Below are 13,677 nucleotides of genomic sequence, written 5' to 3' on the forward strand. Positions count from 1 at the left end.
TCATGACCTTCAAGAAGCTTTTGCTCGGCGCCGTTGCGCTGTCCGCAGTGGCAACCGCAACTGCAGCGCAGGCAGATAAGCCTGAAGTGTTCCGCGTTGGTATTATCGGCGGTGAAAACGAAGCTGACCGTCTGCGCAATTACCAGTGCATTATCGACCAGCTGCCAAAGGCAATCGGTGTTAAGGAAGTTAAACTGTTTCCTGCTGCTGATTATGACGGCGTTATTCAGGGTCTGCTCGGCGGCACACTGGATTATGCAGAGCTTGGCGCTTCCGGCTATGCCAAAATTTATCTGACCAAAGAAGATGCTGTTGAGCCGATCCTGACCACTGAACAGACCGATGGTTCGACCGGTTATTATTCGATCATGGTTGCCCGCAAAGACAGCGGCATCAAGACTGTTGCTGATATGAAAGGCAAGAAGCTTGGTTTTGCTGATCCGGATTCCACTTCCGGCTATCTCATTCCGGTAACCTCGCTGCCAAAAGACCTGAGCGGCACGACTGTTAAAGATTATTTCAGTGAAACCGGTTTTGGCGGCGGTCATGAAAATCTGGTTCTGGCAGTTAAAGACGGCAAGTTTGATGCCGGTACAACTTTTGGTTCCGGTGTTGGCAGCTTTGATGAAGGTTATACATCCGGTAACCTGCGCAAGATGGTCGATAAAGGCCTGATCGACATGAAAGACTTTACAGAAGTCTGGAAATCCCCGCTGATCCCGAACGGCCCGATTGTTATCCGTACCGCTATTGATGCTGATCTGAAAGCCAAGTTCAAAGCCTATATGCTGGATTTGCCGAAAAACGATCCTGAGTGCTTTGCTTCCACAATGGGCGGCGATTTCAAGTCCTATATCGAAGTGAACAAAGATTTCTACCAGCCGGTTATCGACGCACGTAAGTCGCAGATCGGTCAGTAAGATTAAGTTGCGGCCAGTGTCAAAGAATGATGCTGGCCGCATTTTTGTATCCTTTTTAGGCGGGCCCGATGACCCATTCTGATTTTACACCGTCTGTTACCAGAACCCTGTCCGGTGAAGCGGCCTTGGTTGAAAAACATTGGCAGGAGCTTTCCTCCCGACGCCGTACCTATACGCTGCTGATTATCGGCGGTTTGTTGCTGGCACTTTCCGCATCCTTGTGGTTTGCCAATGAAACCAATGCCGGTAAATTCTGGGAGCGGTTGCCGCATTTCTTCGATTTTGTCGGTGATATGGTGCCGCGTGACGGCTGGGAAGTCTGGCGGGCGCTGTTTGATCTGCCATCGCCTTATTTCGACGGTAGCCAGAAATATGATTATGAGGCAGGCCGTGTCTATCTGTTCGGCAGTGGGTTTTATATTCCTGAATATTTTTACAAGATGCTGGAGACGCTCAATATTGCCATGATGGCAACTTTGATCGGCTTTTTCTTTGGTTTTATCCTGTGCTTCCTCGCGGCTAAAAACCTGACAACCAGCCGTGCGCTGCGTTTCTTCGTACGCCGCTATATGGAAATTCTGCGGGCTTTTCCTGAAATCGTGATTGCCGGTTTCTTTGCTGCCATTCTGTCGCTGGGACCAATTCCTGCGATTTTTGCGGTTGGTATTCATACCATCGGCGCGCTAGGAAAGTTGTTTTTCGAAGTCGTCGAAAATGCCGATATGAAGGCGGAAGAGGGCCTGCGTGCTGTTGGTGCCAACTGGTTTGAGCGTGTCGGCTTCGGTATCGTGCCGCAGGTTATGCCGAATTTCATGTCCTATGCCTTCCTGCGCTTTGAGATCAATGTCCGCGCTTCCACCATTATCGGTGCGGTTGGCGGCGGCGGTATCGGTGAGGCACTGCGTCTGTCGATCGGTCACGGCCATCAGGCTAAAACACTGGCGATTGTGTTTTTGCTGCTCGTAACAATCATTGCGGTGGATCAGATCTCCGCCTGGCTGCGTGGCCGTCTTGTCGGCGCACAGGCCTTTCAGTTCGGAGCATAAACGATGACAGCTTTGACTTTAAATGCTGCACAAGTTGCTGATTATGAAAACCGCTATCCGCATGTGTTCCGTCGTCCGTTTTCCAAACGCTATACGCTGCCGCTGATCGTTCTGGGTGTGCTGGTTTATCTGGCCTATAGCTGGTGGTTCTTTGCCATTGGCACGGTTTTGTCAGAAGGCCAATGGGATCGCGCCGGTATTACTGCCCGCCAGTGGTACTCCTATGAGGTGCGTCCGACCATTCGCATCAATGGCGATGAGGCAAAAGTCACCTATCCGCGCTTTTCGGTGCTGGGAAAAAATCCTGATCCGGAATGGATACAACAGCTCAATGGCCGTACCAGCGTAATCTTTGGTGGCTCAGAAGCGCTGCATCTCAGCGGTAATACAGTGATCGTCGAAAAAGACGGCGAAACGCTGAATGTGCGTATTGATGCCGATGCCGCCCGCCTTGCGGATGACAAGCCGCTGCCGTCATGGGCATTGCTGAAGAATGACGAAGTACAGGTCGATTTCGGTTTTTCCGGCTCGGTCCGCATCATGCCGGAACGCATCACCATTAACCGCCGGTTCCTTGGCTGGCCGAATTTTGTGTTCGATACCAATTCACCTTTCTGGGGTAAATCGGTTGGTGAAGTCACGTCGATGATCACCTCCGGTGAACGTATCAAGCCGGAAATGTCCAATCTGTCATTGGCTTTCAACAATATCTGGAACAATGCGGAATGGCAGCATGGCGATGTCTGGACAAAGATGTTGCAGACGATTGTTATGGCCTTTGTCGGTACGCTTTTTGCCGGTCTGGTGGCACTGCCGCTGGCGTTTATTGCGGCTCGGAATATTACACCGAATTTCTTCGCCAACCAGATTACCAAGCGCTTGTTTGATTTCCTGCGCTCGGTGGATATGTTTATCTGGGCGCTGTTCTTCACCCGTGCTTTCGGCCCGGGCCCTCTGGCTGGTATCTCCGCGATCTTCTTCACTGATACCGGTACGCTGGGTAAGCTCTATTCGGAAACGCTGGAGAATATCGACGATAAGCAGCGCGAAGGTGTGAAGTCGGTTGGTGCATCGCCAGCCAATGTGCAGCGTTACGGGGTTATCCCGCAGGTGATGCCGGTATTCCTTAGCCAGATGCTGTATTTTTGGGAATCCAATACCCGTTCGGCAACGATCATTGGTGCCGTGGGTGCGGGTGGTATCGGTCTGAAACTTTGGGAAGCCATGCGTACCAATTCCAACTGGGCAAATGTTGCCTATATGGTGGTGCTCATTCTGATTGTGGTATTCATTTTCGATGCCATTTCCAATGCGTTGCGCTCACGTTTGACCGGTGATCGCCGCGTCTCACAGAAATGAGATAAAAACTTCAAATCAGCGTTGTCTGATTGTCACAAAACTCCTGTAGGCCACAGCTGTCCTGCATGATCACAGCGATCATGCAGGACAGTTTTGGTTAGCAGGAAAATTCCGATGACACGCGACACGCGCCCTTCCGATATCGTTTTTAAAAATGCCCGCATCATCCTTGAGGATGAAGTTATTACCGGTACAATCCAGATCCGTGACGGAAAAATCGCTGATATCAGTGCAGGTAACGGCATTAGCGGCGAAGATTTCGGCGGCGATTATCTGATGCCGGGTGTTGTGGAACTGCATACCGACCATCTTGAACACCATTATGCACCGCGCCCGAAAGTGCGCTGGAATGCCGATGCGGCACTGATGGCGCATGACGCGCAGATTGCGGCTTCCGGCATCACCACAGTGTTTGATGCGCTGCGCGTTGGTCTGGACGGGGATACGGATATTAACTCCGACGACATGGTGCTTCTTGCCGATGCGATTGCCGATGGCCAGAACAATGGCCGCCTGCGTGCAGATCATTATCTGCATTTGCGCTGCGAAGTATCTTCCCCGAATTGCCTCGATGCATTTGAACTGTTTGAACACAATCCTCAGGTGAAGATTGCTTCCTTAATGGATCACGCGCCGGGACAGCGCCAGTTTGCCAGCCTTGAGGCCTATAAGACCTATTATATGGGCAAGCAGAAAATGACACAGGCCGAGTTTGATGCGTTCTGTGATCGTCGTGTGGCGGAATCTGTGGCCTATGCAGACCGTTTCCGTAAAGAGATTGCTGCCCGTTGTCAGGCGAAGGGCATTTCGCTTGCCAGCCATGATGATGCGACGCTTGCCCATGTGGATGAAGCGATTGAGCAGGGTATTCATGTGGCAGAATTTCCGACAACACTGGAAGCAGCCAAAGCTTCGAAAGAAGCCGGTATGGCTGTGCTGATGGGCGCACCGAATATCGTGCGCGGTTCATCCCATTCCGGCAATGTTTCGGCGCGTGATCTCGCTTCCGCCGGTCATCTCGATATTCTGTCGTCCGATTATATTCCTTTCAGCCTTGTGCAGGCGGTTTATACACTGCCGCAACTGGTGGATGGCTATACGCTGCCGCAGGCGATCAATCTGGTGACCCGCAATCCGGCCAAGGCTGTCGGCTTTAATGATCGCGGCACTCTTGCATCGGGCAAGCGTGCTGATATGGTTCGCGTTCATATGCAAAATGCGATACCGGTGGTACGCTCAGTCTGGCGGGAAGGGCAGCGCGTACTCTAAGTGCGGTTGCAATATTGAGTGACGGAATGAATGGAATGACCGGTATTTTTGTTGCTGTTGTGGGGCCGAGCGGCGCAGGCAAAGACACAATCATTGACTATGCACGCACACGCCTGCCGCAAGATGGTAGCTATCATTTTGTGCGCCGTGTTGTGACCCGTGATGCCCATGGCAATACGGAAGATCATGATACGCTGACAGAAACGGCATTTCTGGAAGCGATCGAGCGGTCAGAATTCTGCATGCACTGGCAGGCACATGGCCTCTATTACGGTCTGCCTGCCTCAGTGCAGCAGGTGATTGAGAATGGCGGCGTGGTGATTGCCAATCTCTCCCGCAAAGTTCTGCCGCAACTGGCCGCGCGTTTCCCGCGTGTGGCGATTGCCCATATTACCGCAAGCCCGGAAGTGCTGGCACAGCGTCTTGCCTCGCGCGGGCGCGAAACACCGGAATCCATTGCCCTGCGCTTGCAGCGTCAGCAACCGGTTGAGGCCGGTGATGTGCCGGTTTGGGTGATTGATAATTCCGGTGATGTAGCCGCAGCGGGTGAAGCTTTTACCAGCCAGCTGAATACCTGTCGTAGCTGAACCTGTGCTAATCGCATGATGAAAACATTTCAGGGCAGTTTCGGGAAAACGAAACTGCCCTGATGTTTATGGTTTTTCCGGTGCCGGTTTGTCATCATCATCCGGCAGGAAAATCCGGTTGGCGGCTCCGTCCATATCCTCATATTGCCCGCTTTTCAGTGACCATAAAAATGCTGCGAGCCACATGCCGCCCAAAAACAGGGCAATGGGTATGAGGAAAATCAATATATTCATAATCTCAGGCCTTTTGTCGCTTCAGCAGGCTTAAAGGAGAGACCGATTTCTGGTCTTGTTTTTTACCTGCCTTCAGGCGAAGGGCGTTGCTGACGACGAGGATCGAAGACAGTGACATGGACAGCGCTGCAATCAGCGGTGTGACATAGCCGAACAGCGCGATTGGCACAGCAATAATATTATAAATCAGCGACAATGCAAAGTTCTGGCGGATCAGTTTTCCGGCTTCGCGGGAGATGGCCACTGCCAGCGGCACGGCGGTCAGGCTGTCATGCAGGAACACGAAATCCGCAGCATTACGGCCAATATCCGCAGCTGTTGCCGGAGCCATCGACACATAGGCAGACATCAGCGCAGGCGCATCATTCAGCCCGTCACCAACCATCAGCACTTTATGGCCTTCATTGGTGCGCTCGGTCACCAGTTCCGATTTATGCGCAGGCAGGATTTCCGCACGATATTTCTCAATGCCCAGCTGACGGGCGAGGGCGCTGACCGCCTGCTCTTTGTCGCCGGAGAGAATTTCCACGCTGAGTTTTTCATTTTTCAGCGCCTGAACAGAGCGTGCAGCATCGTCGCGCGGGCTGTCTTCAAAACGGAATGTTTCCAGCAAAGTGCCGTTAAGAGACAGCACGGTCTCTGTGCCGGAGTGACTATTGTCAGACACGGCTCCCTGATCTGCCCAGTCGCGGCGGCCAAGACGATAAATATCCTTGCCGATACGGGCTTCAATCCCTGCCCCGCTGACCTCTTCAATCAGGTCGAAACGGATATTCTTTGCCGGATTGGTGAAAGCAGTTAATGCACGAGACAGCGGGTGGCGGGAATAGAGCGCCAGTTCGGCGGCCAGTTCCAGTGCATCCTGATTGAGGCTGCCGCGCTCAATGAGCTGTGGTTGACCAAGCGTCAGTGTACCGGTCTTGTCAAACATCACACTGTCAATCTCAGCCATGCGTTCCATCGCGGAACCGTCTTTGACCATGATGCCGTTTTCAAACAGGCGACGTGCGGCCACAACCTGCACAATCGGCACGGCCAGAGCCAAGGCGCAAGGGCAGGTGATGATCAGTGTGGTGATCGCCACATAGGTTGACTGATACCAGTCGCCTGTCAGGTAGAACCAGACCACGAAAGCAAGGAATGCAGTGGTGTGGACAAGCGGCACATAAAGCGCGGAAGCGCGGTCGGCCAACTGGCGGTAACGGGCGCGGCCACCTTCGGCGGCATCCATCAGGCGCACCATTTCTGCAAGGAAAGAGCTGTCGGCTGAGGCGGTGGCTTTAATCGTCAGCGGTGCGGTAAGGTTCATCGTACCGGCGCGGATTTTTGAGCCTTGCGTTACCGGAACCGGCAGACTTTCACCTGTGGCAATCGAGCAATCGAGATCAGAGCGGCCGCTTTCCACAACAGCATCCACCGGCACACGTTCACCGACAGCCAGAATAATGCGCATAGACGGGCGGATATCGGCAATTGGCAGGAAACTGTGCTGATTATCATCACCGATGACCACGGCGCCGCGTGCGGCCAGTTGGGACAGGCCTTTGACGGCGGAGCGGGCGCGCTCACGCATCACATGATCCAGTGTGCGCCCGATCAGCAGGAAAAACAGCAATGTGGCCGAGGCATCAAAATAAGCATGCTGGCCGGAATTCAGCGTTTCATAGACACTCATGCCAAAGGCGAGCGTAATCGCCAGCGAGATCGGCACATCCATATTGCTGCGGCCGTGCTTCAATGCATTCCATGCGGACATATAGAAAATACGACCGGAATAGACCAATGTAGGCAACGCAATCAGGCCGGAAAGCCAGTGGAACATATCGCGCGTTGCAGCATCCGCACCGGACCAGACCGAGACGGAAAACAACATAATATTCATCGAGGCAAAACCGGCAACTGCCAGCGCAATCAGCAGGCGGGAAAGCTGCGGGTCTTTGTCATCACCCAGTTCAAATATATGGGCGGGATATCCGGCTTTTTGCAAAGCATCAATCACATGCGGCGGTTCAATGCCGTCTTTCCAGCGCACAGACACGCGTTTGGACGAAAGATTGACGCGCGCATAGGTTACTTCCGGCAGCGCGTTCAATGCTGTTTCAACAGTCTGAATGCACAAACCGCAGTGAACTGAAGGGACTGACAAGTCAAGCTGACGCTGGCCATCGCCAAGAGTGCGGCTGGCCAGCAACAATTCTTCCGGATGATAGTCGGCGGCAGAAAACTGAATGCCGGAGCCGCAGCAACTCATTGGGCTGCTCCCTTCACATTGAGGTCTGCATCTTTGACCACAAACTTGCCATTGCTGATATTAATGCGGCTGACCTGACGATAAGGCTCGTCCAGCCCTGCATAGGTGTTGATTTCCACAACCCAGTTGCCGTCTTTTAATGATGCTTCTGCGGTGAGAACACCTTCTGCGACCGGCATCATATTCAGGGTCTGATCTTCTTTTTCATTCACCGGCCTGCGGAAGACAGCCGTAGCGCCTACCGCTTTCACTGCTGTGCCATCGGCATTTGTCAGCCGGTAGCTGACAACGCCATTCTCATAGCTCAGATGTTCCTGCCAGTTGAGCGCGGCATGAGCTTTGCCGATGATGGATTTCTCATTGAACTCCTGACTGGCCACATAGGAGTTTTTCACAACAAGGCCGGACCAGCTTCTGATCGCGGATGTTGCCATGATCACGTTGACAATGATGATGACGCCGAAAAACGCAATCATAATGCCGAGCATATGCCAGCCGGTAAACTCGCGACCCTGAGGGGCAGGGGAGGACGTGTTTTGCTTGATCATCAGCATATCTCCGTTATCAGCGCTTTTCAGGGGCAATGAAAGTGGCTTTATAAGTTGCCGATTCCGTTCCGTTAACATCGCGCACTGTCATGGTGAATGGTGTGCTGCCCGGAGGAACGGCGGTTTTTGGCATAACAACAAACACTTTCAATGTTTTCAGGCGGTCTGGCTCAGCATTGAAGATATGTCTGCCGGCGCCGTCTGTTGCCTGATCAGCCACATGCACTTCTGCCTGCGGCAGGCCGCCGACAATCAGCTCAAACTGGCGTGGCTCAGTGACCATGTTCAGCAATTTGACCGTATAGCCGTTGCGGATGGAGCCATCAGACAACAGCACATATTGTGGGTTACGATCCTGCAGCACATTGATACCGATCCGTTCACGCATCAGCAGCGTTGTTATCAGAGCAACGCCGATCAGCGCCCAGACCGAGAAATAGAACAGGCTGCGCGGGCGGAAGATCTTTGAGGACTTCAGCTGCTGAACTTTGTCGTTGAAGGTATTCTTGGCTTCATAAATCCGTGCAGGTTCAATCGGTGCAGTGCCGTTATTGGTGGCGAGTGCCATATTGGCATCGTAGTCCGACAGTGTGGAATAAGAGATCAGCCCGCGTGGTTTGCCGATCTTGTCCATAACGGAGTTACAGGCATCGATGCAGAGCGCACAGGTGATGCATTCCAGCTGCTGGCCATCACGGATATCAATGCCCATCGGGCAAACCGCAACACAGGCATTACAATCCACGCAATCGCCTACGCTCTCACCGGCAGCAATTGCTTTTTTGGAGTTGCGGCTACGTGGTTCACCGCGCCAGTCATTATAAGTAACGGTCAGGGAGTTTTCGTCGAGCATGGCAGCCTGAATACGCGGCCACGGGCACATATAGGTGCAGACCTGCTCACGCATCAACCCGCCGAAAACATAGGTGGTGGCGGTCAGAATTGCTACGGTTATATAGGCAACCATCGCGGCCTGACCGGTCACAAAATCCATCAGCAGTGTCGGGGCATCCGCAAAATAGAAAATCCATGCGCCGCCGGTCAGCACTGCAATTGCCAGCCAGATTGTATGCTTGGAGACACGCTTGACGAGCTTGTCGGCATTCATCGGCGATTTGTCGAGTTTGATGCGGGCGTTGCGGTCGCCTTCAATAGCGCGCTCTACAACCAGAAACAGATCAACCCAGACAGTTTGCGGGCAGGTATAGCCGCACCATGCGCGTCCCGCGACACTGGTGACCAGAAATAGCCCGATACCAGCCATAATCAGCATGCCCGCAACGTAGTAGAATTCCTGCGGCCAGATTTCGATGAAGAAGAAGTAGAAGCGGCGATGCGCAATATCAATCAGGACAGCCTGATCGGGCGCATAAGGCCCGCGATCCCAACGCAGCCACGGGGTGAGATAGTAGATGCCCAGCGTGATGAACATGATGATCCATTTAAAGCGACGGAAATCACCACTCGCTCTTTTTGGAAAAACCTTGACGCGCGCAGCATAAAGAGAGTTGCGTTTTGCAGACGAATTGACCGCCTGTGCATCTATACGTTCAAACTCACCGACATCTGACATTTTATACTCCGGGGGCTAGAGCATTCTGTGATTAAGCATAATCATACAACATGCTCGTATTCTTGTTTTAGAAGCATGTCGTTACCGGAAAACCGCTCCCCACTTTTCCGCGATATGCTGTCGTGCAGATTGGGCAAAAAGCTGAAGCCGGTTTCGTCCGTACTGCGCTGAAATAAAGAACCAGAGCGTTTTCGGTTTATGAAAAGAAAGCCGCACTGGAGTATTTCCGGCCTGATCCATCAGTCTTCAATGAAAAACCTGATTTCAGAGCCTTAAAATTGAGCCGTTTTTATCGTTTGGAGCTGGCCGGAGCGCGGGGCCCCGGCCAGCAGATCTATCCGCTGAAGTTTCAGCGTTTATTCACCGCCACCCAGCGAGTGCACATAGATGGCCAACTGTTTCACTGTTGTGTCGCCAAGACGTGGTTCCCATGCAGGCATGACGCCGTGTTTAGGATTTTTGACCTGCTTGGCGATCTCAGCTTCACCTGAACCGTAGAACCAGATCGCATCTGTGAGATCAGGTGCGCCGAATTCCTTGTTGCCCTTGGCATTTTCGCCATGACAGGCAGCACAGTTTTCTGCGAAGACCTGCTTTCCTGCCGGAATGAGGCTGGCATCATGCGGTGTTGATGTCAGGCTGGTGACATAGGCTGCCACGTCACGGATCTGCTGTGGTTCAAGTATATCACCATATGCAGGCATTTCCGAGATACGTGTATCGTCATCATCTTTTGCGCGCACACCATGACGGATGGTTTGCAGGATTTCATCAATAGATCCGCCCCACAGCCAGTCATCATCATTCAGGTTCGGATAGCCGGGAGCGCCTTGAGCACCGGAGCCGTGACACTGAACGCAGTTCACGCGAAACGCCGCCGCACCGCCTGCAATCGCAAACTGGTTGAGCTGCGGATCAGCCATAATATCCTGAACGGATTTTTCTTTAATGGCTGCCAGAGTTTCCTGACGCTCACCTTGAATTTTGGTGTTTTCTTTCCAGAAATCCCCGCGGCTCGACCATTCCAGAACACCGGATGTGGCGCCGTTGATCAGCGGCCATGCCGGATAGGCAATCGTATAGGCGATAGCCCAGACAATGCTGGCATAATAGGCATAGAGCCACCAGCGTGGCATCGGATTATCAAGCTCTTTGATGCCGTCCCATTCATGGCCGGTTGTTTCAACGCCTGTTACGTCGTCAATTTGCTTATCAGTCATTGTTTTCGTCCTTGAACGGAATGGCTTTCGCAGCATCGGCAGCCTGTTTGCTGCCTGGACGGAAGGCGAATAGGACAACAAAGAGGAAGAAAAGGAACATGCCTAACAGTCCCCAGCTGTCGGCAAAGTGACGCATGGTATTATAATCCATGATGTACCTCCTTAACGCGACTTCGGTGACTGGTCGTAAGTTGAGAAATCAACCAGAGTTCCCAGCATCTGCAGATAGGCGACAAGCGCATCCATTTCACTGACGACCTTCGGATTGCCGTCGAAGTCGCCGGTCTTGGCTTTCGGATAGCGGGCAAGCAGGGCTTCAGTATCTGCATCAGGATCAGCCTGCGCCTTGATGTCAGCCAGCGCATTATCAACCATTTCCTGATTGTAAGGCACGCCGACAGCAATATTGGCTTTCAGGTTACCCGTAACACCCGACATGTTGAGCGGTGTGTTGAGCAGGAACGCATAGCTCGGCATCACCGATTCAGGCACAACATCGCGCGGTTCAATCAGATGCTGTACGTGCCATTCGTTGGAGTAGCGTCCGCCGACACGCGCCAGATCAGGCCCTGTGCGCTTGGAACCCCACTGGAAGGAATGGTCGTACATGCTTTCAGCTGCAAGGCTGTAATGGCCGTAGCGCTCCACTTCATCGCGGAACGGGCGGATCATCTGTGAGTGACAGGTATAGCAGCCTTCACGCACATAAATATCACGCCCTGCCAGTTCCAGAGGAGAGTAGGGGCGCATGCCCTCTACTTTCTCAATGGTGTTTTGCAGATAAAACAGCGGAGCGATTTCCACGATGCCGCCGATGGTGACCACAACAAGCGATCCGATCAGCAGTAAAGTAGCGTTTTTTTCAATAAGCGAGTGTTTTTTGAGAATAGACATAACTCACCTGCTCCTTATTCTGCATGCCTGAGGGCGGAGCCCGATGAAACTTCAGGGCGGAGGTATGGACCGGTATTGCTGTGAATGATCGGAGTGGAGCCCGGAATGATGGCCTCATTTCTCAGATCACCTTTGATCGTCTTGTAGACGTTCCAGGCCATAACCAGACCGCCGGCCAGGTACATCACGCCGCCAAGTGTACGGATGACATAGTAAGGGAACATGGCAAGTACAGTTTCAGCGAAGGAGTAAACCAGGAAGCCCTGATCATCATATTCGCGCCACATCAGACCCTGCTGGATACCGGCAACCCACATGGAAGCGGCGTAAAGCACGATGCCGAGTGTTGCGAGCCAGAAGTGCCAGTTGACCATACGGATCGAGTAGAGACGTTCACGGTTCCACAGGCGCGGTACAAGGAAGTACACGGCAGCAAAGGTAATCATGCCGTTCCAGCCGAGAGCACCCGCATGAACGTGGCCGATGGTCCAGTCTGTATAGTGGGACAGCGAGTTGACGGCCTTAACGGACATCAGCGGACCTTCGAATGTTGCCATACCGTAGAAGGCAATAGCAGCAACCATCAGACGCACAACCGGATCGGTACGGATTTTGTCCCAAGCGCCGGAAAGCGTCATCAGACCGTTGATCATACCACCCCATGACGGCATCCACAGCACGATCGAGAAGACCATACCCAGTGTCTGCGCCCAGTCAGGCAGCGCTGTATAATGCAGGTGGTGAGGACCGGCCCAGATATACAGGAAGATGATCGACCAGAAGTGAACGATCGACAAGCGGTAGGAATAGACCGGACGGTCAACCTGCTTTGGTACGAAATAATACATCATCGCAAGGAAAGGCACGGTCAGGAAGAAGGCCACAGCATTATGGCCGTACCACCACTGGGTCACCGCATCCTGAACACCGGAGAAAGCCGAATAGCTTTTCACGCCGAGGAACGAGACCGGAATTGCCAGATTGTTGATCACATGCAGCATTGCAATAGTGATGATGAAGGAGAGGTAGAACCAGTTCGCCACATAAATATGCGGCTCTTTACGCTTCATGAGCGTGCCCATGAAGATAACCAGATAGACAACCCAGACAATAGTCAGCCAGAGGTCAACATACCATTCAGGCTCTGCATATTCGCGCGACTGGGTAATGCCGAGCAGATAGCCGGTACCTGCCATTACGATAAACAGGTTGTAGCCCCAGAACACGAACCATGCCAGATCGCCGCCGAACAGGCGCGCACGGCAGGTACGCTGCACCACGTAGAAAGAGGTGGCAATCAGGGCGTTACCGCAGAAGGCAAAAATAACGGCTGATGTGTGCAGAGGGCGCACACGGCCAAAATTTAGCCACGGTCCCAGATTCAAATCAGGGAAAGCAAGCTGCGCGGCAATGAAAACACCAACGAGGAAACCGACAACACCCCAGAATACGGTGGCAATAACACCGTAACGGATCGGACCGTCCATATAGACGGACTTGTCTTCTTTTACAGGCTTCAGGCTGTAATCAGCATTACGAAGTAGCAACACTGTGAAAATGACAAGCGTAAAGAACAGAATCCACATATGGCTTCTGAACAAAGGATCATGTGTAAAACCGGCAGCCAGCAGCGCTAAAAAAGCACCCAGCCCCGAGATTACAATTCCCGCAGCGTAATTCATGAAAAATCCCCTCGCGCGCGCAACGAATTCTGCCCGAAAATCGCAGAAATGCCTGCAATTCGAGCAATATAGGGATATTATATGCTACGAAAAA

General features: G+C 52.7%; 13 protein-coding genes. 5 read left to right on the plus strand and 8 right to left on the minus strand.

Features of this window, described 5'->3' with window-relative positions; translation table 11 throughout:
* The first annotated feature begins 2 nt into the window (after positions 1 to 2).
* The 5 genes from phnD to phnN all read left to right on the plus strand — a co-directional run bounded on the left by phnD (position 3) and on the right by phnN (position 5,181).
* Complete coding sequence (gene phnD / locus P8H26_RS03390; RefSeq protein WP_289631433.1) at positions 3 to 920, plus strand: phosphonate ABC transporter substrate-binding protein; 918 nt, start codon at positions 3 to 5, stop codon at positions 918 to 920.
* Between the two features lie 68 nt (positions 921 to 988).
* Positions 989 to 1,966, plus strand: a complete 978-nt coding sequence (gene phnE, locus P8H26_RS03395; RefSeq protein WP_289631434.1) for a phosphonate ABC transporter, permease protein PhnE — start codon at positions 989 to 991, stop codon at positions 1,964 to 1,966.
* 3 nt (positions 1,967 to 1,969) lie between these two features.
* The gene (phnE, locus tag P8H26_RS03400; protein WP_289631435.1) at positions 1,970 to 3,325 is read left to right on the plus strand and encodes a phosphonate ABC transporter, permease protein PhnE; all 1,356 of its coding nucleotides are present in this window, start codon (positions 1,970 to 1,972) and stop codon (positions 3,323 to 3,325) included.
* A 114-nt stretch (positions 3,326 to 3,439) separates the two neighbouring features.
* Entirely contained in the window at positions 3,440 to 4,594 is a 1,155-nt protein-coding gene (locus P8H26_RS03405) for an alpha-D-ribose 1-methylphosphonate 5-triphosphate diphosphatase (RefSeq protein ID WP_289631436.1), read from the plus strand.
* Between the two features lie 35 nt (positions 4,595 to 4,629).
* Entirely contained in the window at positions 4,630 to 5,181 is a 552-nt protein-coding gene (gene phnN / locus P8H26_RS03410; protein ID WP_289631438.1) for a phosphonate metabolism protein/1,5-bisphosphokinase (PRPP-forming) PhnN, read from the plus strand.
* Positions 5,182 to 5,247: 66 nt separating this feature from the next.
* On the opposite strand, the gene ccoS is transcribed toward phnN, so the two are convergent.
* The 8 genes from ccoS to ccoN form a co-directional block, all read right to left on the minus strand.
* A complete protein-coding gene (ccoS, locus tag P8H26_RS03415; protein ID WP_075654168.1) occupies positions 5,248 to 5,415 on the minus strand; it encodes a cbb3-type cytochrome oxidase assembly protein CcoS in 168 nt (55 codons plus the stop codon).
* 4 nt (positions 5,416 to 5,419) lie between these two features.
* Positions 5,420 to 7,666 (minus strand): cation-translocating P-type ATPase, encoded by a 2,247-nt coding sequence (locus tag P8H26_RS03420; protein ID WP_289631440.1) that lies wholly within the window; start codon positions 7,664 to 7,666, stop codon positions 5,420 to 5,422.
* Entirely contained in the window at positions 7,663 to 8,214 is a 552-nt protein-coding gene (locus P8H26_RS03425; protein WP_289631441.1) for a FixH family protein, read from the minus strand. The genes P8H26_RS03420 and P8H26_RS03425 overlap by 4 nt, the downstream gene beginning before the upstream one ends.
* A 16-nt stretch (positions 8,215 to 8,230) precedes the next feature.
* Entirely contained in the window at positions 8,231 to 9,787 is a 1,557-nt protein-coding gene (ccoG, locus tag P8H26_RS03430; protein ID WP_289631442.1) for a cytochrome c oxidase accessory protein CcoG, read from the minus strand.
* Positions 9,788 to 10,143: 356 nt separating this feature from the next.
* Positions 10,144 to 11,007, minus strand: coding sequence for a cytochrome-c oxidase, cbb3-type subunit III (gene ccoP / locus P8H26_RS03435; RefSeq protein WP_289631443.1), 864 nt, complete (start codon positions 11,005 to 11,007; stop codon positions 10,144 to 10,146).
* On the minus strand, positions 11,000 to 11,158 hold the full coding sequence (locus P8H26_RS03440; protein ID WP_289631444.1) for a CcoQ/FixQ family Cbb3-type cytochrome c oxidase assembly chaperone: 159 nt from the start codon (positions 11,156 to 11,158) through the stop codon (positions 11,000 to 11,002). The genes ccoP and P8H26_RS03440 overlap by 8 nt, the downstream gene beginning before the upstream one ends.
* 11 nt (positions 11,159 to 11,169) lie before the next feature.
* Positions 11,170 to 11,901: a cytochrome-c oxidase, cbb3-type subunit II gene (ccoO, locus tag P8H26_RS03445; protein WP_289631445.1), complete on the minus strand. Its 732-nt coding sequence runs from the start codon at positions 11,899 to 11,901 to the stop codon at positions 11,170 to 11,172.
* Positions 11,902 to 11,915: 14 nt separating this feature from the next.
* Positions 11,916 to 13,583 (minus strand): cytochrome-c oxidase, cbb3-type subunit I, encoded by a 1,668-nt coding sequence (gene ccoN / locus P8H26_RS03450; protein WP_289631446.1) that lies wholly within the window; start codon positions 13,581 to 13,583, stop codon positions 11,916 to 11,918.
* Positions 13,584 to 13,677 lie beyond the last annotated feature (94 nt).

It is taken from the genome of Pseudochrobactrum sp. sp1633 (assembly GCF_030376605.1).
In the GTDB taxonomy this organism is placed as follows: Bacteria; Pseudomonadota; Alphaproteobacteria; order Rhizobiales; family Rhizobiaceae; genus Pseudochrobactrum.

Coding starts and splice junctions, on each gene's coding strand:
- phnD (WP_289631433.1), top strand. CDS start 3: ATGACCTTCAAGAAGCTTTTGCTCGGCGCCGTTGCGCTGTCCGCAGTG.
- phnE (WP_289631434.1), top strand. CDS start 989: ATGACCCATTCTGATTTTACACCGTCTGTTACCAGAACCCTGTCCGGT.
- phnE (WP_289631435.1), top strand. CDS start 1,970: ATGACAGCTTTGACTTTAAATGCTGCACAAGTTGCTGATTATGAAAAC.
- P8H26_RS03405 (WP_289631436.1), top strand. CDS start 3,440: ATGACACGCGACACGCGCCCTTCCGATATCGTTTTTAAAAATGCCCGC.
- phnN (WP_289631438.1), top strand. CDS start 4,630: ATGACCGGTATTTTTGTTGCTGTTGTGGGGCCGAGCGGCGCAGGCAAA.
- ccoS (WP_075654168.1), bottom strand. CDS start 5,415: ATGAATATATTGATTTTCCTCATACCCATTGCCCTGTTTTTGGGCGGC.
- P8H26_RS03420 (WP_289631440.1), bottom strand. CDS start 7,666: ATGAGTTGCTGCGGCTCCGGCATTCAGTTTTCTGCCGCCGACTATCAT.
- P8H26_RS03425 (WP_289631441.1), bottom strand. CDS start 8,214: ATGATCAAGCAAAACACGTCCTCCCCTGCCCCTCAGGGTCGCGAGTTT.
- ccoG (WP_289631442.1), bottom strand. CDS start 9,787: ATGTCAGATGTCGGTGAGTTTGAACGTATAGATGCACAGGCGGTCAAT.
- ccoP (WP_289631443.1), bottom strand. CDS start 11,007: ATGACTGATAAGCAAATTGACGACGTAACAGGCGTTGAAACAACCGGC.
- P8H26_RS03440 (WP_289631444.1), bottom strand. CDS start 11,158: ATGGATTATAATACCATGCGTCACTTTGCCGACAGCTGGGGACTGTTA.
- ccoO (WP_289631445.1), bottom strand. CDS start 11,901: ATGTCTATTCTCAAAAAACACTCGCTTATTGAAAAAAACGCTACTTTA.
- ccoN (WP_289631446.1), bottom strand. CDS start 13,583: ATGAATTACGCTGCGGGAATTGTAATCTCGGGGCTGGGTGCTTTTTTA.